This is a genomic window from Acinetobacter sp. GQ146, assembly GCF_059758585.1.
The window spans coordinates 601,695-623,988 of the sequence record NZ_JCAXDV010000001.1; the positions used below are offsets into that span (position 1 = coordinate 601,695).

The following is a 22,294-nucleotide window of genomic DNA, read 5'->3' on the forward strand; positions in this document are numbered from 1 at the left end:
AACTCAAATTATGTTAGTGTACAGGTACACGGTAAATTTATAGCTTTTTTTAGGTAGTTGCAATGCAAACAAGTGTACATTGGCTAGAGAATGTTGCTTTTGAAGCGAAATCAGAAAGTGGTCATAGTGTAGTCATGGATGGCTCCCCTGAGTATGGGGGTGAAAACCGTGGACCACGTCCCATGGAACTCATATTAATGGGACTTGGTGGGTGTGCTTCCTTCGATATTGTGACCATTTTGAAAAAATCTCGTCAAGATGTGACAAATGTTGTATGTCAATTGCAAGCTGAGCGTGCCGATAGCATTCCAGCGGTGTTCACTAAAATCCATTTACACTTTGTGGTTACGGGCAAGGCGGTGAAGGAAAAACAGGTTGCCAAAGCTGTAGAATTGTCTGCTGAAAAGTATTGCTCGGCCAGTAAAATGCTGTCTGATGGTGGTGTAATCATCACACATGATTTTGAGATTATTGAAGCAGAATAATGGCAAATGCAGGCTGGTTTAAACCAGCCTGTTTTCGTTCTGGTCATCGTTTTATTGTTGGGAAGTCGTAGTTGGTCTTTTAAGACTTCATCTGCAAGACGATATTATGTGTAGGAATAGGCGGTTATTTGCTTTAAGACGGTTGGGTAAAAAAATTACATCAACACTCTTGAAAATAAAAATAACTATACCAATATTATAACTAAGCTACAGCATATTTTTGTATTTAAGTTTTTGAAAAATATGTGAAAATTAATTTGAAATCTAAAAATAAGTTCCCATATATCTTACAAGTTAAAAATTTGTTTTGAGGAATAACAAGAATGCGTTTCGAGAAATTTACAAACCGCCTGCAGCAAGCACTTTCTGATGCACAATCCTTGGCTATGGGTAAGGATCATACCTCTATTGAAGGCATTCATGTGCTGTCGATCTTGTTGGAAGAAGCTTCGAATTCCAGTATTTTTCAACAGGCGGGTGCCAATTTACGTGATTTGCAAAGCAAATTACAGCAAGCCATTAAAGATGCTCCAACCCTTGCCAATCCAACAGGGGACATCAATCTGAGTCCAGAAGCGGTGAAAGCGTTAAATCTGGCGGATAGTTATGCGCAAAAAGCAGGGGATGAGTTTCTTTCAACCGATTGGGTGTTATTGGCGCTCGCTGAAGTGGGAGCAACCAAGTCGTTATTAAATAGCGTAGGCGTAACAAGCGACAGCTTGCGTAAAGTGATTGATAAAATTCGAGGGGATGAGAAGGTCATGAGTAATAATCATGAAGATCAGCGTGATTCACTGAATAAATATACGATTGATTTAAATGAACGTGCTTTGAATGGAAAACTTGACCCTGTGATTGGGCGTGATGATGAAATCCGTCGCACTATTCAAGTTTTGTCACGTCGAACCAAAAATAACCCTGTGCTGATTGGTGAACCTGGGGTGGGTAAAACTGCCATTGTTGAAGGTTTGGCGCAGCGTATCGTCAATGGCGAAGTGCCTGAAAGCTTAAAAGGCAAACGCGTTCTCTCTTTAGACTTGGGTTCGTTGCTTGCCGGTGCTAAATATCGTGGTGAATTTGAAGAACGTTTAAAAGCGGTACTGAAAGATTTGGCCAAACACGAAGGTGAGATCATTCTATTTATTGATGAACTACATACGCTTGTAGGTGCGGGTAAGGCCGATGGTGCAATGGATGCAGGTAATATGTTAAAACCTGCATTAGCCCGGGGTGAGCTGCGTTGTGTTGGTGCGACCACACTGGATGAATATCGTCAATATATTGAAAAAGATGCAGCTTTAGAGCGTCGCTTCCAAAAAGTATTGGTCGATGAACCAAGTGTAGAAGACACTATTGCAATTTTACGTGGACTCAAAGAGAAATATGCAACGCACCATGGGGTGCAGATTCTCGATTCTGCAATTATTGCAGCAGCGAAAATGTCACACCGTTATATTACCGATCGTCAATTACCTGACAAAGCCATCGATTTGATTGATGAAGCAGCATCACGGATTAAAATGGAGCTAGACTCTAAACCTGAAGCCTTGGATAAGTTGGATCGTCGTTTGATTCAACTCAAAATGCAGCTGGAAGCCGTCAAGAAAGATGAAGATGCTGGGGCTAAAGGTGAAATTAAGCACCTTGAAGAACAGATTGCGACAGTTGAGAAAGAATATAACGATCTGGAAGAAATCTGGCGCGCTGATAAAGCCTTGGTTGAAGGTAATAAAGACATTCAAGTGAAGTTGGATCAAGCGCGTATTGCCCTAGAAAAAGCGCAACGTGAAGGTGATTTGGCGGAAGCTGGACGCTTGCAGTATGGGGTGATTCCTGAATTGCAAAAGCAGTTGGAGCGTATTGAGGTTGCAGAAGAAAATGAAGCACCGAAATTGTTACGTAACAAAGTCACCGATAATGAGATTGCTGAAGTTGTGAGTGCTGCGACAGGTATTCCGGTGTCGAAAATGTTACAAGGTGAGCGCGAAAAACTGTTGCAGATGGAAGAGTTCCTGCATAACCGCGTGGTCGGGCAAGATGAAGCGGTGGTTGCTGTGTCGAATGCAGTTCGTCGTTCCCGTGCCGGCTTGTCTGATCCAAACCGTCCGAGTGGTTCGTTCTTATTCTTAGGACCAACAGGGGTGGGTAAAACCGAGTTAACCAAAGCTCTGGCGAACTTCCTGTTTGATAGTGATGATGCCATGATTCGTATCGACATGAGTGAATTCATGGAGAAACATTCGGTCAGCCGTTTGGTCGGGGCACCTCCGGGCTATGTAGGTTATGAGGAAGGTGGTGTTTTAACCGAAGCTGTGCGTCGTAAGCCTTATAGCGTGGTGTTATTCGATGAAGTCGAAAAAGCACATCCAGATGTCTTCAATATCTTGTTGCAGGTCTTGGATGATGGTCGTTTAACAGATTCCCAAGGTCGAGTAGTTGACTTTAAGAATACTGTTATTGTTATGACTTCTAATCTAGGCTCACAAGATGTTCGCGAGTTGGGTGAAGGTGCCACAGAAGATGAAGTACGTGCCGTGGTGATGGGGGCTGTATCTCAACACTTCCGTCCTGAGTTTATTAACCGTATTGATGAGTTGGTGATTTTCCATTCATTGAAAAAAGCGCAGATTCGTGGCATTGCAGATATTCAATTGGATCGCTTACGCAATCGTTTGGCTGAGCGTGATTTGAGCTTAACGGTTGAAGATACTGCCTTTGACTTATTGATTGATGCTGGCTTTGACCCAATCTATGGTGCGCGCCCATTAAAACGTGCAATTCAACAACAAGTTGAAAATCCACTGGCGCAGAAAATTCTCGCAGCGGAATTTCAGCCAGGCGATACCATTTTGATTAAAGCGGATCATGGGCAGTTGGTCTTTGATAAAATGAAACTGATTTAATCCTTCAAAAAAAACCAGCTTCGGCTGGTTTTTTTGTGCCTGTAAAAATCTGGTTATCAATGTATTTTTTAGGGCGAAAACTGACATTTTCTAGCACTATTCTGTGATAAAAATCTCTGATAAGCACTTTATTTGCAAATTAATTATCTTTAATTCAGGCTTTTGATTATACTGCTTACACATAATAAACAGACAATATGAGATATATAGATGTCTAAAATAACGTGGGGTATTGGAGGGATTGTAGCCGTGGCTACACTGGCTGTTGGAGGAAATTTATATGCCGATAAAAGCTTACAGAACTACTACCAGCAAGAAGCCAAACAACCCAGTAAAAATTTAAGTTTAAATTACCAAAATTTTGAGATGGGCACCTTGCAAGGCAGTGCCGATTGGACTGCAGAATTGCTGCTTGATCCATGTAAACCTAAAGAAGTGATTAAGCTCACTGGACGCGATCATATTCAGCGCAGTTGGAATGGATATCATATTCAGTCCGATATAAAAGTTGTACAAGCGAATAGTGCGCTGAAATCCTTGTTGAACGAACCATTAAAGCTTAATACACAGGTCAACTGGCTTGGTACCATGAAATCAACATTGACCACCCCAGTGATTAGCCGTAAAGAAGTACAATTACAGACACGGTTAGATCCAGTGACTCTCGAATATCGGGCTAAACCTGTAGATGACCAGCTGAAAATACTGGATCTGAAATTAAAGATTCCAAATTTAACTGTGATGGATGCTGATTCGCACTTTCAAATGACGGGTCTCACGCTAGAAACCAATCAGGGCTTAAGTGGGCAATATTTGGAAGCGGGTAAAACCAAGGTCCATATGGACTTGTTGAAAATGTCAGATCGTGGTTTGAACACTCCGATGAGTGCCGAGCTAAAGAACTATCGGATTGAAGCTGAAAGTGATTTGACGGAACGAGTATTGAATACGAAATTTTCAATTCAAGCGGATGAAATGAAAGTTCCTTATTCACCCGCCATGCAAAATATTGAGTTTAATTTCAATTTATTGGATGTTAATCGAGCCAAGCTACAGACTTTCTTCGATATTCTAGAAAAGAGTGAAAATAGTTGTCTCGCAAAAGAGAAGTTATTGGACGATCTGGAGCCTGCATTACTTGCTGTGATGAATGAAGGATTTAAGTTTGAGTCTAAGGATAATCAACTCAAGGTCGGGACTGGGGAGGCGAAAGCCAGTTTGACGGGGCGTTTTATGCCAAGTCACCAAAAAACTTTAAAAGGCATGGTGAGTATGGTGCCGAGCTTGGTTGAATACAAAGCCGATATGCAGTTTGATAAAAACATGGTCGCATCCATTATGAATAGTTTGCCGGGTAAGGCACAGCAGCCGATGTCTGATCAAGAACTTGAAAATATGTTCAGCAGTATGCAGCAGTCAGGACAATTAAAGCGGGATGGAGATGTCATGAAAATGTCGCTGGAATATAAATATGGTGAAAAGAAATTCTTAACGGAATAAATTTTTTCTATTTTCGTCTATAAAAAAAAGACCGCATAAGCGGTCTTTTTTTTATTCAGAATTAGATCGGATGATGTTGAATCTTCCACGCACGGTGGATTTTTTGATTGCGTTTGAAGTCTGGACCAATAGTATCTTGAGTGATTTCTTGCACATCAAACATCGCCTCAATTTCTTCATCCAGCTCGAAACCACGGTAGTTGTTTGAGAAGTATAAAGTCCCTTCAGTAGTTAGACGGTTCATGGCGCGTTTAAGCAGTGATACATGATCACGCTGCACGTCAAAAGTGCCGTAAAACTTCTTCGAGTTTGAGAAAGTCGGTGGATCGATAAAAATCAGGTCATATTGTTCATGACCTTCTTTCAGCCATTCAAAACAGTCACTGGCAAAGAATTGATGCTGTTCATCGGCATGATCGACAGTTAAACCGTTCAAGACAAAGTTTTCTTTTGACCAGTTCAGGTAGGTATTCGACAAATCGACGCTAGTCGTACTCGCAGCACCACCTAAAGCCGCATGTAAGCTCGCCGTTGAGGTATAGCTATACAAGTTCAGGAAATGCTTACCACGCGCTTCTTTGGCAATTCGTAAACGAATTTGGCGGTGATCCAAGAACAAGCCGGTATCTAGATAATCCGTCATGTTAACTAAAATTTTGGCCTTTCCTTCCTGCACGATAAAGCGTTTTGAAGCCGTACTTTGTTTGGTGTACTGATTCTTGCCTTCCTGACGTGCACGGGTCTTAATAAAGATTGCATCACGCCCTAAGCCTGTAACCGCACGAATAGCAGCTAAAGCTAAATTAAAACGCTTTTTAGCTTTTTCTGGATCGATTGTTTTCGGTGGAGCATATTCTTGAACATGCAGACGGTCACCATACAAGTCTACGGCAACATTAAAGTCGGGCAAGTCAGCATCATACAAGCGCAAACAGAATACACCTTCTTTGACTGCCCACTTTTTCAGGGTTTGCATATTTTTCTGTAAACGATTGGCAAAATCTTCTGCGCCTTCAATTGGTTCAAATTGCAGCGGTTGCCAAGTTTCAAGGAAGGGTTTCATGACCGTTGCAGGTTTGATTTTACCTAAACGAATGTAAATCGGTAATTTACCATTCATCAAACGCATGGTTTGCGGATCGCTGAATGCCATGACATCCGCTTGCTCAACTGCCGCGGCAATGACTGCTGCAGTTTGATTTGGGAAGTTCTTTTGCAATAATGCCGATAAACCCAAATATAAGGCACGGTTTGAGGCTTTATCGCCTAAACGTTCGCCATACGGTGGGTTAGTCACAATAAAAGCTGTTTGGTTGCCGAGTTCAAAGTCAGGCCAGTCAGATAAAGTACGTTCTTCAATCTGAATCTGGTCGAGCAGGCTTTCAAAACCCGCGGCAATAATATTTTGCTTGGTCGCTTTAACCGCTTCCCAATCCGCATCAAATGCATAAAGTTTTGGTAATGGTTTTGCCATCCCTTGTTGATGACGCTCAGCAGCTTCAGCCTTAATCGACATCCATAAATCGTGATTATGGCCATTCCAACCATTAAAACCAAAACGACGAACCAGACCTGGGGCGCGGTCTGTTAACAGCATTAATGATTCAATAATGAAGGTACCCGATCCACACATTGGGTCGAGAATAATGTCAGGGTTTAATTGCTGTAATTTAGCTTTTTGCAAAATAGCCGCAGCGAGGTTTTCCTTAATAGGTGCATCAGTCATGAAACGACGATAGCCACGCTTATGTAAGGAATCACCAGATAAATCGAGACAGTAAGTATGCTCAGTTTTACCCGCCAAAACATATAGGGTAATTTCAGGCTGTTTGGTGTCAATACTTGGTCGACGTCCTACAGCTTCCATAAAGGAGTCAACTACACCATCTTTCACACGTAAAGTCGCAAACTGGCTGTTCACCATAATTTCGCGTTCAACATGCAAACGAATTGCAAAGGTGCTTTGTGGTGCAAAAATCAAAGACCAGTCAAAGCTGATGGCACCTTCATAGAGTTCTTCTGCAACATCCCGCGCATCATGACTGCGTTCTAATTCATGAGTATGAATAGGAAGTAGCACACGTGAAGCCAAACGTGACCACATGCAAATACGGTAGGCATGTTCTAATGTGCCTTTAAAAACTAAACGCCCTGGAAAGCGTTCAATTTGTTCGATGCCTAGACCTTGTAATTCTTCTTGGAGTAAGGTTTCTAGCCCATCTGCACATGTGACCCAATAGTTGCTTAAACGGGAAGAGCTATTCATAAATTAGATAGACCAAAATTTAAAAAAATACTTCGTAAAGTTTAACTGATTTTGGCTTTGAAAGCTTTTTAAATTGCATGTTTGGCTAAACAGATCATAAAAAAAATCATATTTTCAAGCACAGTTCTCATAAACTGGTATGTATTTTGCTAACTCTTTAGGCATAAAGGGCAAGAGGGTGATGCCGTGTTTCTTCTCATGCTTTTGCTGTGAAAGATTGATTCGTATTAAATTTAATAAAACTGGGGGATTGAATGAAAGAGATGTCTAATCATGGATTCGTTGCTCATCCTGAGGCTTTTTCAGCTGCGACATTAATTTATACACGGTTACGCCGCGTTTCTGGACGTGTCATTGATGCACTGTATCTTGCAGAAAATAAAGCGTATGCAAGACATGTCGTTGATTTGGCATGCGCAACAGGGGATGCGGAACTGGTGCGACAGGCTGAGCGTTTACGCAGTTTTATGGATTTGGATACAGAGATTGAATCTGAAGGGGTGGCTGAACGCATGATTGAGCCTGTACAGTCTCGGAAAGATGAAGTCACCGAAGAAGAAATCTATCGTGCACAAGTGCATCATCACTATATTGGTGCATTGCGTTAAATCTTGTTGCATGAAAGGGTGCTGAGCATCTTATTAAAGCCAATCATCATGCGGGCTCAATCTATGATGATTGGTCGCCGCAAGGTGCAGAGATCTATTTTGTTTAAATTATCTGATTGAAATATTGCATAGGAAATTCAGGTTTCATTTTTATTATCGTCATAGATTTACTGTGAATGATGAAAACTTCAACTGCCAAATAAAGGGAATCTCTGTATAATACGTTAACTTAACGTATAAGGAATCTCTCATGCACTTGGCTGCATTGCATACTCCGAGTCAGATTCAACTCAATAAAGATGGAAATTTAAAGCATTTCCTCACTATCGAAGGGCTATCGAAAGCCACTCTCACGAAAATATTGGACACAGCGCAGTCCTTTTTTAATGACCAAAATCAGCTCATAACCAACAATCTTCTTGAAGGTCGTACGGTAATGAACCTTTTCTTTGAAAATTCCACCCGTACTCGTACAACATTTGAAGCTGCGGCGAAGCGCTTATCTGCCAATGTGCTAAATATTGATATTGCACGCTCAAGTACCTCAAAAGGCGAAACGCTACGTGATACGTTGTGGAATCTCGAAGCCATGGCAGCAGACATTTTTGTTGTGCGTCATTCATCTTCAGGTGCAGCACATTTTATTGCCAATACCGTTTGCCCACATGTTGCGATTATCAATGCCGGGGATGGTCGTCACGCGCATCCAACGCAAGCGATGCTGGACATGCTGACTATTCGCCGTGAAACCAAGAAGCCATTTGAAGAGCTTAGTGTCGCCATCATTGGTGATATCAAGCATTCGCGTGTAGCACGTTCTGATGTGGCAGCATTACAAACTTTGGGCTGTAACGATATTCGTGTGATTGCGCCAAATACTTTATTGCCACATGGTTTTGAAGAATATGGTGCTGGGGTGCGTTTATTTAACAAAATGGACGAAGGGGTGACAGACTGTGATGTCATTATCACGCTACGTATCCAGAATGAACGTATTGATTCGCCAGCACTGTCGTCACAAGCAGAATTTTACAAAATGTTTGGTCTGAACAAAGAACGTTTAGCTTTAGCCAAGCCTGACTGTATTGTCATGCATCCAGGGCCGATGAACCGTGGGGTTGAAATTGATTCCAGTATTGCTGATGGTCCGCAATCGGTGATTCTAAATCAAGTCACCAATGGTATTGCTGTGCGTATGGCAGTCTTAGCCCTGTCGATGCAGGGGCAGTTACAAGAACAAGGTTTATTAGAAGCAATTGCAGGATAAGGGAACGTCATGAGTATTGTAAAAATTGAAAATGTCCGTGTCTTAGACCCTATTCAGCAAACCGATGCTGTACAAACCGTTTATCTTCAGCAAGGTAAATTGGTCGCGGCATCCGATCAGGTTGAAAGCACAATTGATGGTCAGGGTAAATGGTTAATGCCAACCATGGTGGACTTGTGTGCGCGCTTACGTGAGCCAGGTCAACAACAGCATGGGACTTTAAAGTCTGAAGGTCGTGCAGCACGTGAAAATGGTATTTTGCATGTATTTACGCCACCAGACTCAAAGCCGATTGTGCAAGACAATGGTGCTTTAATTCATGGTTTAGTGGAAAAAGCCATGCTGGATGGTGGTATTTATCTCCAAGTGATTGGTGCTCAAACGCAGGGTCTCAATGGACAACAACCTGCCAATATGGCGGCCTTGAAAAAAGGTGGTTGTACCGCGGTTTCAAATGCCAATGCGTCTTTTGCCAATGATGATGTGGTCATTCGTACATTGGAATATGCCGCAGGTTTAGGGTTAACGGTGGTGTTCTACGCAGAAGAACCGCAAATCGCGAAGGATGGCTGTGTACATGAAGGCTTCATCGCGTCACGCCAAGGCTTGCCGATGATTCCAGCTTTGGCTGAAACGGTTGCGATTGCTAAATACCTGTTGATGATTGAAGCGACAGGAGTTAAAGCGCATTTTAGCTTGTTGTCTTGTGGGGCTTCGGTTGAGTTAATTCGTATTGCGAAAGAAAAAGGCTTACCGGTGACTGCGGATGTTGCGATGCATCAATTGCATTTAACCGACAGCTTAATTGATGGTTTTAATGCCTTGGCGCATGTACGTCCGCCATTACGTTCAGAAAAAGATCAAGAGCGTTTACGTCAAGGGGTAAAAGAAGGTGTGATCGATGCGATTTGTACGCACCATGAACCATTAAGCAGCTCGGCCAAAATGGCACCTTTTGCTGAAACAGAGCCTGGTTTTACTGCATTTGATACTTATGTGTCTTTGGGTGTGGACTTGGTGAAACAAGGCTTATTTAGCCCATTACAATGGGTTGAAAAAGTGACCTTAGCCCCTGCAAAAGTCGCCAATATGGAAGAACGTTGGTTAAACGAAGCAGGTTGGGTGTTGGTTGATCCGGAACTTGAATGGACGCTGACCAAAGACAGTATTCTGTCACAAGGTAAAAACACACCATTAATTAACCAGACTTTAACAGGTAAAGTTGTACAAACGTTTATTGGCTAAAGTCCTGATAGATGTTGTGGAAGCCAGCAAATGCTGGCTTTTTTTATTTGGAATGTTTGAATGTAGCTTGAGAAAATACAATAATTTACACTGTATAAAAAACGAACATATACACTATTTTAGTGAAACATCAGAAGAATAAGAGGGCAGGAAATGCTTACCAATATTATTGAATTATTACAGCAACAAGTCACCCCCATTGTATTACAGTCGGAGACTGAACATTTACTGGAAAAAAAGCACGCGCTCGATAATTTTTATCCCATTTTATTAAGCTTGTTAAAGGATAAACCTGAATATATCACGGAGCTACAGAATCATTTGAACCCGCGTTTAAATGATATTTTTACAACCCATGTATCGCTCAAAGAAAAATTCATAGAGGCGATTGGTGCGACTGCTCCGCCGTCAGAAATAGAAGAAACACTGAATCATGCCATTGCACCGACCTTGGGGGTGTTAGAAGCACAAGCGGGTTCTAGTAATGTTCATACAATCGAACATTTCTTGCAAAATCATAGTACTGATATAGAGGTCGCGCTGCCCTTATGGGCAAAACCTTTACTTGCGGCATTGGGAGTCAATACGCTAGTTGGGCACACCGTACATCAGGCCCCAACGGCACTTGCTTCACATCATAAAACAGCACAGAGAAAATGGTGGGTACCTATTTTATTGATCATTGCGCTTGGGGTGATTGCTGTTTTACTGTTGAAAATGTGTAGTCCAAAAGATCCGCCTAGCCCGATGCCAGAAGGTAGTGCAGTTGCGAGTATGCCTGCGACGTTTCAGCTGACAACAGGCAGTGATGGTCAACTGGTTACCTGTCAAATCTTGATTGCAGATAAAGCTTATATTGATATTTTACAGGGCGAAGTGAAGCAGATTTTTGTCCATCCAGTTGGTTGTGGTGCAGATGATAATAGTCAGCTGCATAGTGCCTTTATTGATCAGGATGCCATACCAAGCGTACTCAAAATCTTAAAGGATCAACCGAATGTCTCACTCACATGGATGGGTGATCAATTGGTCATACAAGCAGAAAGTAATGCGCGGGCTTCAGAACTGGCTGAAAAAATTAAGCCTTTGGTGAAAAACATGCAAATTTTGACCCAGCAGCCTTTAGACATCAATCAAGCGGTGGATAGCAGTATTAGTGATGCTGAGAAAGCATTATCTAGCCTGAATCCTGAACATATCCGAGCACTGGATGTTGCAACAGCATTAAATCTACAAATTATCAATTTCGAACCGTATTCGAGTGATATTCCAGAATTAAATAAGTCGATTCTGGATCAGGCAGCTGCATTGCTTAAACGCGCTCCACAAGTGGAATTGGTCATTGAAGGGCACACAGATAATGTCGGTTCAGCACAAGAAAATAAAGCACTTTCTGTGAAGCGGGCACAAGCAGTGATGGATTATTTGGTACAAAAAGGCGTTGATCCAGCTAAATTGCAAGCGGTCGGATTCGGTGCAGAGCAACCAATTGCGGAAAATGGCACGCCTGAAGGGCAATTTAAAAACCGCAGAATTGAATTTAAAGTTATGAATAAGGACACTGGTAAAGTGCGACAGGTTAATGAAGCGGGGATCACGGAGGGTTATTGATCAATATTTTGTATCCATAAGCGCGTTGGGGCTTTATGGATCTCACTGAATTCTAATCAGAAGGTTAATGTGGATATTCGACATTAACCTTTTTTATTAGATTAAATTTTTGTCAATCTTAAACAGAACAACATAATTTGACTGAATGCATAGGTCTAGAACGGGGTTTGCGGTAGGATAGAAGAAGATCTTGAAAAGACAGTAAAAAGTGCTAACGAAGTAAAAGAGAGTTGCGATGAGAAGATCCATACATATAGAAAAGCATAATTTAGAAAAATCGGGTTGGCTGCGTGCAGCAGTACTGGGGGCAAATGATGGCATTATCTCCGTCACCAGTTTGGTCATAGGGGTGGTTGCAAGCGGTGCGGGCCAACAAACGATTTTTATTACCTGTTTGGCTGGATTAATTTCAGGCGCGATTTCAATGGCTGCGGGCGAATATATTTCGGTGAAATCGCAGGCAGATATTGAAGAAGCTGACTTAGCCCTCGAACGCCGTGAATTGGAAAAGAATCCTGAGCAAGAGTTAAAGGAACTAACATTAATTTATATCCATCGAGGCTTAGATGAAAAGCTGGCGCATGAAGTGGCTGTGCAGTTAACAGCGCATGATTCTTTGGCTGCCCATGCAAGAGATGAGATTGGGATTAGTGAAATGACAGTGGCTAAACCTCTTCAGGCTGCGTTTTCTTCGGCATTGTCTTTTTCTGTTGGTGCGGTGATTCCATTACTGGCTGTACTGTTTGCGCCACAACAGTATATGGCCAACGCCATTGTCGTTACTGCGATTTTTTCACTGCTTGGTTTAGGGGCATTGGCGAGTTATACCGCGGGTTCTCCAATTTTGAAGGGGTCGTTAAGAGTCTTGTTCTGGGGATGTTTTGCCATGCTGATTACGAGCGCCATTGGTTCGTTGTTTAACGTCAATGTTGCATAGGGAAAATAGTCTAGGCTTTTGCTCAACTTTCCGATGAAATGCAGTGTACATCACAGATAATTATTTGCCATTTGTTCAAAATATGATAATTATTATGTCATGTATCTGTTACTTGAGATGCATAAATGTTTCAGGACCGAAACAGTTAAGCGGCAAAAAAATTAAACAAGGAGTTTAAAATGCTTCAATTGCTCAAGAAATTACTGTGTTTCCACATTTATGAATATGAACAAATGGCGGAAATTGGTGAGCATCTAGAATGTCGAAAGTGTGGTGTAAATAAAACCTCATAAAGGTTGTATTTTACCGAGCTTAATCCGAAGTGATACTGTCATTTCGGATTTTGTGCTTTCAGGGGGACAGAATTTTATAGCAAACACTTATCCAATTCAGCTAAGCTGGTTACAATATTAAAATCGTATAGTTCCTGATTTGATATGGCTAAAGATTTCCAAAAAAATACTTATATTGTTGATGATCAACTCGCAGATACATTGAAGTGGTTGTGTCATCATCAGGATTGTTTTGACCGATTTGAGTACGATGCTGTTGCCAAGCAATTAACGGTTTATCATGCCAACGGTGCGGATATTATTAGGAAAGGGGATTATCTAAATGCGCAATACGGCATTTTAATTACTGCGCATAATTTTTCGGGTTGAGGCTTATCACTCATTGAGTACATGCTAAGCATACGGAATGCACTACAAATAAAAAAGCCAATTCATAGAACTGGCTTTTTTATTGCGCTTAAGAACTTGAGAAGCTCTATTAGCCAGCCATTGCATCTACTGAAATTTCAGCAACGGTTGGTTTCGCTCTTTCTGCCACTAAACCTAATTTATTGAACAATTGCTTGTCACGACCTTCGCCAGCATTAGGGGTGGTCAGTAATTTTTCACCAGAGAATAGTGAGTTAGCACCTGCCATAAATGCCAGTGCTTGGTCTGAATCAGATAAAGACTCACGTCCAGCAGAAAGGCGAATATAGCTTTTAGGCATGATGATACGTGCAACTGCAATGGTACGAATCCATTCCGTTACATCAAGTTTTTCTACATCTGCTAAAGGTGTCCCTTCAATAGGAACTAGCATGTTGATTGGCACAGATTCTGGATGAATCGGTAAAGTAGCAAGTTCGAGTAATAGGCCGATACGATCTGCCGTGTCTTCACCCAAACCAACAATACCACCGCTACACACTTTCATACCCGCACCGCGGACATATTCAAGTGTATTTAAACGATCATCAAAAGTACGGGTACTGATGATGTTTGAATAGTATTCGCGCGATGTATCCAAATTATGGTTGTAGTAATCTAGACCCGCATCTTTTAAGCGTTCTGCTTGAGACTGGTTCAACATGCCAAGGGTCATACAGGTTTCTAAGCCTAAGGCTTTTACTTCACGAACCATTTCAAGTACATATGGCATATCGCGTTCATGTGGGTTGCGCCATGCAGCACCCATACAAAAGCGAGAAGAACCAGAAGCTAAGGCTTCTTTGGCTTCGCTAATCACTTTATCTACGGCAATGCGTTTTTCTGCTTCTAATTTTGAGTCGTAACGGGCAGATTGAGAGCAATATTTGCAATCTTCAGGGCATTTGCCTGTTTTAATTGATAATAAAGTGCTGACTTGAATGGTATTGGCATCGAAATGCTCACGATGAACTTTTTGCGCTTGGAAGACCAAGTCTAAAAAAGGTTGTTCATATAAAGCTTGAATTTCTTCACGCGTCCAATCATTACGTACAGTCATTCTAGAAGTCCATCATCTGTATTCTTTATTGGCTTTTATCATACAGATTTCGTGCCAAAACCAAAGGCAAAAAAAACCAAAACTTATAGTATCTGACGATTAATTTGAGTAGATACAATGACTGTTTAGATTAAAGCTTTAGTTACAAAATCATCTGGTTTTAAGTGGAATTCCAAGCAAAGTTTCTAAAAAAAGAAATTAATTTTGTGACAAACGCGTAACTATCCTTTTTATAAAACAATAACTTTGCAAAGAACTGTAAATCTAAACAGAAAGATGTATTCACTTCAGATCAGTTTAAAGTTGTTTGTGATTTAAGCAGTTGCTCTTGAATGGCCCAGTCAATATGGACTTGCACAATCTCATCATGTAAGTGACGAGTTTCATGCAAAGTTTGCAGTATTAAGCTAGAAAATGGCGCATTTCCTAAACCAATTGCAATATTTCGCATGAAGCTTTGATAGCCTGTTCGCCGTATTGGGCTGCCTTCGGTATTGGCTAAAAACGTAGGCTCATCCCAATGCCATAAATCCAGTAAAGTGACTCGATCAAGGTTATGTCGCGGATTAAAATCTTCGATACTGGCTTTTTGGGCAAAGCCGTTCCATGGACAGATTAGTTGGCAGTCATCACAGCCGAAAATACGGTTGCCGATGCCACGTCTTAATTCCTCAGGAATGATGCCTTTGTATTCAATGGTTAAATAGGCAATACATTTTCGTGCATCTAGCATATAGGGTTCGACAATGGCTTGGGTCGGACAAATATCAATACAGGCAGTGCAAGAGCCGCAATGCTTGGTGGTTGGGCCGTCAAAGGGTAAATCTAAAGAAGTGAACAGTTCACCCAAGACAAAAAAGGAGCCTGATTTTTTATGAATCAGTAAAGTGTGTTTTCCTGTCCAGCCCATACCTGCATTTTCAGCTAACGACTTTTCAAAAATGGGGGCAGAGTCCGCAAAAGGGCGGGATTCAAATTCACCCACGCGTTCTCGTATCCGACTTGCAAGGGTTTTAAGCCGACCACGCATGATTTTATGATAATCGCGACCACGGGCATATCGCGCAATAATCGCTGCATTGGGTTCGTATGGGACATAGCGTGGTTTTGGGGTTTCCACTAAATAATTCATACGGACGCAAATAATGCTGCGCGTGCCTGGGACTAATAAAGTCGGATCGGCACGCTTATCAAGATTTTCCTCTAAATAGCTCATATCAGCATGGTATCCACGTTTTAAATATTCTTTAAAACGTTCTAATTCTGCTTGAGCATCTGGTTTGGCAATGACACAATCAGCAAAACCCAAGTCTAAAGCCTGTGCTTTAATCCATGCTTTCAGTTCTTGAAGATCAAGCTGTTGCAGTGAGATTTTTGAGGAAGAAGAGGTTGAAGCCATAAACCAATAATAGGGGAAATCATGCAACGTTCAGTTTACCATAGCAGTGAAATTCAAGCATGGGAGCAACGTTGGTTTGCTCAGCAAAATTCATCATTGGGCTTGATGCAACAAGCCGCTTGGACAATCGTGCAACAGTTGCTGGTACAGTTTGAACAAAACCAAATAAAAAAAGTCGCGGTTTGGTGTGGACAAGGCAATAATGCGGGGGATGGTTATTTTATTGCAGGCTACTTAAAACAGGCGGGTTTGCAGGTCACTGTTTTAGCAACAGAACGTGGTTCTTCTCCTGATTTACATCAAGCATATCTATTTGCGCAGTCTCAGCATGTCACGTTTATTGCGCTTGAAACAGGGATTAAGCAGCCTGAATTACAACAACAATTAGAGCCGTTTGAATGTCATATCGATGCCCTATTTGGCATAGGTTTGAATCGCGAGTTGAGTCAGCAGTGGCAAACCATCATTCAGTTATTTAATGCGCAAACCGGATTGAAAATTGCAGTTGATATTCCGAGCGGCTTACAGGCGAATACGGGGCAGGCATTACCATGTGCAATTCAGGCTGATCTTACCTATACCTTGTTAGGTTATAAAGCAGGATTATTCACAGGACAGGGCAAAGAATTTGTGGGGCAGCTGCATTTACTGAGCCTTATTCCAGCTGACGAAAAATTAAAACCAATCGCTCAATTATCTCCAAAGCATATTTTGCTACCGCAGCGACAAGCTTTTGGCCATAAAGGCAGTTATGGGCATGTCTTGGTGGTCGGTGGTCATGCCGATATGGGCGGTGCTGTGATCATGGCGGCTGAAGCGGCTTTTCATGCGGGTGCTGGAAAAGTAAGTGTGGTTTGTCATGCCAAGCATCATCACGCGATATTGGCACGTGCACCGAATATTATGGTGCGCGATATCAATGGTTTTGATCCATCAGCGATTCAGCAGCTCCTTTCACATGTTGATGCGGTATGTTTTGGGATGGGGCTTGGGCGAGATGAATGGGCAGCAGAAATATTCACACAGTGGTTTGGTTTACTGAAGCAAAGCTCGCATCTAGAAGTGGTATTGGATGCAGATGGACTGTGGTTTTTAGCGAAAAACAAGCAAAAATTGAATGAGCATATGTATGCCACCCCCCATTCGGGTGAAGCTGCAACCTTATTGGGGTGTAGCGTGACGGACATTGAGCAGGATCGTATTGCTGCTATTCATCGCCTACAAGAGACCTTTTCGGGGCAATGGGTATTGAAGGGTTCAGGCAGTTTAATCTTGGAACAAGACTTGTATATTTGTACTCAAGGCAATGCAGGCATGGGGACAGGAGGTATGGGGGATGTGCTTGCGGGAATGGTTGCCAGTTTAAAAGCGCAATTTCATCATCAAATCCACTTACATGAAATCGTCACTTTGCATGCCCAAGCGGGTGATCTTTTGGCGGCACAGGGGATGCGGGGATTACAAGCGCACAGTATGGGCGGGGTCATCTATCAGGTCGTGAATGGTGGGCAGAATGCAACAGCGTTATAAACTTACGATTTCAGGTCAAGTTCAAGGGGTTGGATACCGTCGTTGGTTTCAACTACAAGCGATTCAGCTGCAGGTCTGTGGATGGGTGCGAAATTTACCTACAGGACAGGTGGAAGCATTGGTTATCACAACGCCAGCGCAGTTACAGCGTTTGATTGAATTGGCGTATATCGGACCGAATCTGGCTCAGGTGATCGAAGTGAGTACGGTTTCAGATGAAGGAGTGATAGGATTTCAGGATTTTCAAATCATAAAATAGCCTAAGTGTTCGACATTCCAGACTCGTATCCTGAATAAAATGTACAATTAACGTCTGCGACTGCTAGAACGGCTGCGTCCACGTGCCATACCACCGAGAGCATTCAAAACCGCCAACTTGGTCATGCTGCCAGAAGCATGAGCATGACAAATCGCAGCAGCAAGGGCATCGGCAGCATCTGCCTGTGGTGTGACGCTTAAATTTAACAGTTTCACGACCATCATCTGGACTTGTTCTTTATCCGCAGCCCCATAACCCACGACCGATTGTTTAATCTGGCGTGCCGTATATTCTGCTACTTGTAAATCTAAATTGACCAAAGCTGCAATTGCTGCCCCCCGAGCTTGACCAAGTTTTAAGGCAGAATCAGGGTTTTGAGCCATAAAGACTTGTTCTACCGCAGCTTCAGTGGGACCATGAAATTTCACAATCCGCTCAACCCCTGCGAAAATTCGTTTTAAACGTTCGGGCATGTCCTTACTTTCGGTGCGAATAGTGCCAGCATCAACAAAACGTAATTTTTGACCGTCTTTTTCTATAATTCCATAGCCAGTGAGGCGTGAACCTGGGTCAATCCCAATAATTAATGACATAGTTAAACTTTGTAAAAGGAAAATAGGTGAGCTAAGCACCAGATTAAATAATTATATGATTTTATATTTTTTTATGGGAACTTAATTTTAGTTTTTGCTGATTCTTGCAGCACTTGGCCCAATAAAAACCACAGGTGAAGTTTATGCTGAGGTATTTCTGCAATTTTATTTGCTTTAAACACTTTAAAAAGTGAAAAAAGCCCATATACATTACTTCAGACATCAAAAAAAAGGCATATTGGCTGACCTTTAAGATGATGACGTTTAATTTTATTTTAGAGATTTGATTAGTTTTCATGAAATTATTTCTGATTGTTCTAGCTGGCTTAATACTAGAAGTATTCGTCTGGATTGGCGTAGGTGATCTCGTCGGCAGCATGTGGTATGTCTTTTTCTGGTTTGTAGCTGCCTTCTTTATGGGACTGAATATTGTTCGTAAATATTCAGCGGGCATAATGCCGCAAATGCAACAAATGCAAACAGGACAAATCAGTGCGGATCCAGCTTTCACTGGAAATTTACCGAAAATTTTCGCAGGTTTCTTGTTGTTAATTCCAGGCTTAATCAGTGACGTATTTGCAGTATTGTTATTAATACCAGCCGTACAAAAGGCGCTACAAGCCGCGTTAATGAAAACCATGATGAAACGCCAGCAAGCCATGATGAATAAAATGATGGGCGGCATGATGGGGGATATGAATGGCATGGGCGGTGCTCAAGGTCAGAACCCATTTGCAGATTTAATGCGTCAGATGCAGGATATGCAAAACCAGCAGTCAGGTGGTCAGTACCATGATTCAAGTGTGATTGATGGTGAAGCCCGTGAAGTAACGCCTGCAGCCAAAAAAATTGAAATGAAAGATGTAAATAAATAATCAAATCAATTGAAGCTGTAATAAAAACCGAAGTGAATTAAAAGCTTCGGTTTTTTTATGTGTGAAATATACAGTAAAAATTTGAACAAGTATTATAATTAACTACTTTAAAAATTGAGTCGCTTAATAACAAGATGTCTTTATTATTAACCATTTGTGCTTTGCATTTTGTCGCACAATTAACGCCTGGCCCCGATGTTTTATTGATTGCCAAAAGTGCGGCATCGACCAGCAGATTAAATACACTCAAAATCATTTTGGGCATTTCAATCGGGATTGTCGTGTGGGTTGTACTCACCTTACTGGGTTTCACGGTCTTGGTTCAGCAATTTCCATGGATTCAGCAAGTGTTGATGTTGATTGGTGGTTTTTTTCTCGCCCGCATGGGGTGGGGAATGTTGAAAGAAGGACTCAATTCGACACAAAGTCCACAATTGGAAGGGACATTGTCGATGCCGAATGGCAATCAGAAATATTTCTTATTGGGCTTACTTACCAATCTGTCGAACCCGAAAACTTTAATCTACTTTAGCAGTGTTTTTGCCTTAGCTTTAGGTTCATCGGCACAGACGCATCTAAAAACACAATTGGCGGTCATTATTCCAATACAGACCTTTTTAGTGTTTAGCCTGTTCATGTTTATTATGTCTACCCCGAAAATTAAAGCGTTCTATCAACGTTCAGGGCACTATATAGATATCTTTTCGGGAGTTTTGTTCCTGATTTTTGCAGTATGGCTCTGGTATGACGCTATTCAGATGTTTTAGTTTCAGTCTCTGAATTGGTCGAAGCTGCTGAGCTGCTTGCGGCAGTTTCAGCATTTTTAACAGTATGGGTGTAACTGTTCGGTTTTAGTGTTGCTTCAGTATTTTCTGAACCAAGGTATTTACGGCTCCGGTTGGCACGTTCCCGGAGACCACCTTTTTTAATTAATTGAACCATCTATGCGCCTTTTGATAACCACGAATCCTAAGCTTCATATTACATGAACTCACCGATGACGTGCATGCAGAAAAATGAGTCCCATCCACTTGCTCAGGCTTTATGCTGATTTTTTAGCAAATAAAAATCAAAAAAGTCCACGAGGGTAGGTTTGATCTTTTTGAACTTGGTGGTCGACTTTTCGCTATGATGTTGCTTGTACATTTACAAATAGTCACATAACATGAAAGAAGATTACATTTCCTAGGCTGGGGGAATGTGAAAATAAAAACAACGACTGCAGTCAAATAGGAGCATACCTATGCTGTACCAATATCATTGTGCTTGTTGTGACATGGTGGTTGATTCTGACGTTAAAGAATGTCCGAACTGTGGCTCGCACAATATCCGCAGCCCATTTGGTTTCTGGATTTTCTGTATTGCGACTTGTCTCGCCATCGTGATTGTCTTTAAAGTCGTACAAGTCTATTTACATGACCAATCTGGTACGCCTGTACAACCGACTATACTTGAATCATTGCATCTAACCGATAAGAAGCCCTGAAGAATTCAGGACTGCTTATTTATAGTGAAATATGATTGATCTTAGAAAGCTCGGTATTGACGTGGAATATTTTACTGCGAATGTGAGTGATGCCGAAAGTTTGCAATCGTGCGGTATGCATATCTAAATACGCGGTGGCATTTTCGACTGTATCAAAAACATAAATGCCACCAGCTTCTTGAGTGTCAGCATTTTCAGTCCAAATTTTCCAGATTAGGCCTTTTTCTTGATTAATACTCTCTGCCAGTGGGGTAAAGGCTTGCTTCATTTCTTCTGCGAAAGGGCCTTGAGTGGGGAAGTCAACTTGTAAAAGTACAGGCATATCCAATCCTTTTAGTATTGAAGCATTTAAATAATCATAACATCAAAAAAATAGAATATTTTTATCGAGCATATGCTAAAGCGCTTAAAAAAAAGGAGACCAGCTGAGATCTCCTTTTTTTAATTAGATGACTTTATCCGGCGTCATTAAGACTTGATTAATATAAAGTTTAATCAAGCGATCACGCGAGCCAATCGATTTCTGATAATGCGTTGAATTTAAGAGTAAGCAGGCGCCATAAGTTACAGTCCAGACATAAGACTGATAGTCACGAATAGACATCGCACTGTTGCTTTTTTTGAGATAGGTTTCAGTAATATCTTTAATGCTTAAAATACGTGCTTCACGAATTTTATAAAGTTCATCAAATAAATTATTTAATTTACGTTCATTATTGGTTAAACGTTCCTCAATCACATGCAGCAGAATCGTGCGGTTGGAATTGAGCATGTTATATAACATGTATTCAGATACGTAGGTATTAATGTCTTTATTGTATTGATGAGAAATATCTAATAAACGCTTTTCGTTTAGAATAATCAGTTCTAAGTACAGTTGATTCTTACTGTCGAAATGCTTATAAATCGTGCCTTTTGCAATATCTAGTTCTGATGCAAGCTCTTCGAGTGTAATATCTTGATTATTATCAAGTAATAGCTTCTCGGCCATTGCTAGGATTTTTTCTTTACGTAAAAGAAAATTTTGTTGGCGTTCTGAATTCATGCATATGTTCCGTATAAGATCACTATAAAAGAACTTGTGACAAGACTATAGCAACTTTTGATTTTTCAGAATTAAACTATTGTAGAAGAAATGTCTATAAAAACAACAAACAACTCAGTTTAATATAAGATTAAACAAAAAAAGCGATAGGCTAGGGAGAGATACCTAAATTTTGATACCTATCTTCAACTGGGTCAAAATAATGATTTTAAAAGGCTTTGTAAAGTTAAACTACAATTCAAATTGCAAGCAATTATGATCATTCGAGATAAATATCTCCAGCTCCAAGCAAAACAAACTACAGCATATTGATTGAAAGTTCACGGATAATCGTTTGAAAGCAATTGGCTAGAAAAATACCTTCATCTACAAAGAGCTTTTCTTTTCTGTGGAGTCATTTGCATAGCTTGTTTTCTATAGGTGCATGCTTGAACTACGCTGATATGGGGCTGCGTTTTAAAGTTCAATAAAAAATCAAGTATTAAAACGAAAACCTTCAGGACAGCAGAAATGTTAGTTATGCC

21 protein-coding genes are annotated in these 22,294 nt (G+C 41.2%); 14 read left to right on the forward strand and 7 right to left on the reverse strand.

What is annotated here, in order from left to right; genetic code table 11:
- Positions 1-62 precede the first annotated feature (62 nt).
- The 3 genes from AC6CHI_RS02915 (at position 63) to AC6CHI_RS02925 (ending at position 4,888) form a co-directional block, all read left to right on the forward strand.
- Positions 63-485 carry an OsmC family protein gene (locus tag AC6CHI_RS02915; RefSeq protein ID WP_458890618.1) on the forward strand — a complete coding sequence of 141 codons (423 nt, stop codon included), beginning with the start codon at positions 63-65 and terminating at the stop codon, positions 483-485.
- A gap of 323 nt (positions 486-808) precedes the next feature.
- The gene (clpB, locus tag AC6CHI_RS02920; protein WP_498119346.1) at positions 809-3,388 is read left to right on the forward strand and encodes an ATP-dependent chaperone ClpB; all 2,580 of its coding nucleotides are present in this window, start codon (positions 809-811) and stop codon (positions 3,386-3,388) included.
- A 210-nt stretch (positions 3,389-3,598) separates the two neighbouring features.
- Positions 3,599-4,888 (forward strand): DUF945 family protein, encoded by a 1,290-nt coding sequence (locus tag AC6CHI_RS02925; RefSeq protein ID WP_498119347.1) that lies wholly within the window; start codon positions 3,599-3,601, stop codon positions 4,886-4,888.
- A gap of 61 nt (positions 4,889-4,949) precedes the next feature.
- On the opposite strand, the gene rlmKL is transcribed toward AC6CHI_RS02925, so the two are convergent.
- A complete protein-coding gene (gene rlmKL / locus AC6CHI_RS02930; protein ID WP_498119348.1) occupies positions 4,950-7,154 on the reverse strand; it encodes a bifunctional 23S rRNA (guanine(2069)-N(7))-methyltransferase RlmK/23S rRNA (guanine(2445)-N(2))-methyltransferase RlmL in 2,205 nt (734 codons plus the stop codon).
- 254 nt (positions 7,155-7,408) lie between these two features.
- On the opposite strand from rlmKL, the gene AC6CHI_RS02935 reads away from it, so the two are divergent.
- The 6 genes from AC6CHI_RS02935 to AC6CHI_RS02960 all read left to right on the forward strand — a co-directional run bounded on the left by AC6CHI_RS02935 (position 7,409) and on the right by AC6CHI_RS02960 (position 13,484).
- A complete protein-coding gene (locus AC6CHI_RS02935) occupies positions 7,409-7,762 on the forward strand; it encodes a hypothetical protein (protein WP_498119349.1) in 354 nt (117 codons plus the stop codon).
- A gap of 250 nt (positions 7,763-8,012) precedes the next feature.
- Positions 8,013-9,029, forward strand: coding sequence for an aspartate carbamoyltransferase catalytic subunit (locus AC6CHI_RS02940; protein ID WP_498119350.1), 1,017 nt, complete (start codon positions 8,013-8,015; stop codon positions 9,027-9,029).
- A gap of 9 nt (positions 9,030-9,038) precedes the next feature.
- Complete coding sequence (locus tag AC6CHI_RS02945; protein WP_498119351.1) at positions 9,039-10,274, forward strand: dihydroorotase; 1,236 nt, start codon at positions 9,039-9,041, stop codon at positions 10,272-10,274.
- Positions 10,275-10,427: 153 nt separating this feature from the next.
- Positions 10,428-11,885, forward strand: coding sequence for an OmpA family protein (locus AC6CHI_RS02950; RefSeq protein ID WP_498119352.1), 1,458 nt, complete (start codon positions 10,428-10,430; stop codon positions 11,883-11,885).
- Positions 11,886-12,120: 235 nt separating this feature from the next.
- On the forward strand, positions 12,121-12,822 hold the full coding sequence (locus tag AC6CHI_RS02955) for a VIT1/CCC1 transporter family protein (protein WP_458890610.1): 702 nt from the start codon (positions 12,121-12,123) through the stop codon (positions 12,820-12,822).
- Between the two features lie 437 nt (positions 12,823-13,259).
- Positions 13,260-13,484, forward strand: a complete 225-nt coding sequence (locus tag AC6CHI_RS02960) for a hypothetical protein (RefSeq protein ID WP_498119353.1) — start codon at positions 13,260-13,262, stop codon at positions 13,482-13,484.
- 109 nt (positions 13,485-13,593) lie between these two features.
- Here the strand turns inward: AC6CHI_RS02960 and bioB are convergent, their stop codons facing one another.
- Entirely contained in the window at positions 13,594-14,583 is a 990-nt protein-coding gene (bioB, locus tag AC6CHI_RS02965) for a biotin synthase BioB (protein WP_458890608.1), read from the reverse strand.
- Between the two features lie 292 nt (positions 14,584-14,875).
- Positions 14,876-15,982: a tRNA epoxyqueuosine(34) reductase QueG gene (gene queG / locus AC6CHI_RS02970; RefSeq protein ID WP_498119354.1), complete on the reverse strand. Its 1,107-nt coding sequence runs from the start codon at positions 15,980-15,982 to the stop codon at positions 14,876-14,878.
- A gap of 21 nt (positions 15,983-16,003) precedes the next feature.
- Between queG and AC6CHI_RS02975 the strand changes: the two genes are divergently transcribed.
- Both AC6CHI_RS02975 and AC6CHI_RS02980 read left to right on the forward strand, forming a co-directional pair.
- A complete protein-coding gene (locus AC6CHI_RS02975) occupies positions 16,004-17,512 on the forward strand; it encodes an NAD(P)H-hydrate dehydratase (RefSeq protein ID WP_498119355.1) in 1,509 nt (502 codons plus the stop codon).
- Positions 17,496-17,771, forward strand: a complete 276-nt coding sequence (locus AC6CHI_RS02980; protein ID WP_498119356.1) for an acylphosphatase — start codon at positions 17,496-17,498, stop codon at positions 17,769-17,771. The genes AC6CHI_RS02975 and AC6CHI_RS02980 overlap by 17 nt, the downstream gene beginning before the upstream one ends.
- A gap of 47 nt (positions 17,772-17,818) precedes the next feature.
- On the opposite strand, the gene ruvC is transcribed toward AC6CHI_RS02980, so the two are convergent.
- A complete protein-coding gene (gene ruvC / locus AC6CHI_RS02985) occupies positions 17,819-18,364 on the reverse strand; it encodes a crossover junction endodeoxyribonuclease RuvC (RefSeq protein ID WP_458890602.1) in 546 nt (181 codons plus the stop codon).
- 296 nt (positions 18,365-18,660) lie between these two features.
- On the opposite strand from ruvC, the gene AC6CHI_RS02990 reads away from it, so the two are divergent.
- Positions 18,661-19,239, forward strand: coding sequence for an FxsA family protein (locus AC6CHI_RS02990; protein ID WP_458890600.1), 579 nt, complete (start codon positions 18,661-18,663; stop codon positions 19,237-19,239).
- A gap of 134 nt (positions 19,240-19,373) precedes the next feature.
- A complete protein-coding gene (locus tag AC6CHI_RS02995; RefSeq protein ID WP_458890599.1) occupies positions 19,374-20,006 on the forward strand; it encodes a LysE family transporter in 633 nt (210 codons plus the stop codon).
- On the opposite strand, the gene AC6CHI_RS03000 is transcribed toward AC6CHI_RS02995, so the two are convergent.
- Positions 19,990-20,181, reverse strand: a complete 192-nt coding sequence (locus AC6CHI_RS03000) for a hypothetical protein (RefSeq protein WP_498119357.1) — start codon at positions 20,179-20,181, stop codon at positions 19,990-19,992. The genes AC6CHI_RS02995 and AC6CHI_RS03000 overlap by 17 nt on opposite strands.
- Before the next feature lie 301 nt (positions 20,182-20,482).
- Here AC6CHI_RS03000 and AC6CHI_RS03005 point away from each other — a divergent pair, with 301 nt between their 5' ends.
- Complete coding sequence (locus tag AC6CHI_RS03005) at positions 20,483-20,725, forward strand: FmdB family zinc ribbon protein (protein ID WP_458890597.1); 243 nt, start codon at positions 20,483-20,485, stop codon at positions 20,723-20,725.
- Positions 20,726-20,744: 19 nt separating this feature from the next.
- Here AC6CHI_RS03005 and AC6CHI_RS03010 read toward each other — a convergent pair whose 3' ends face one another.
- Together AC6CHI_RS03010 and AC6CHI_RS03015 are read right to left on the reverse strand one after the other, a co-directional pair.
- Positions 20,745-21,047: a monooxygenase gene (locus tag AC6CHI_RS03010; RefSeq protein WP_498119358.1), complete on the reverse strand. Its 303-nt coding sequence runs from the start codon at positions 21,045-21,047 to the stop codon at positions 20,745-20,747.
- 123 nt (positions 21,048-21,170) lie between these two features.
- Complete coding sequence (locus tag AC6CHI_RS03015; protein ID WP_498119359.1) at positions 21,171-21,770, reverse strand: TetR/AcrR family transcriptional regulator; 600 nt, start codon at positions 21,768-21,770, stop codon at positions 21,171-21,173.
- Between the last annotated feature and the right edge of the window lie 524 nt (positions 21,771-22,294).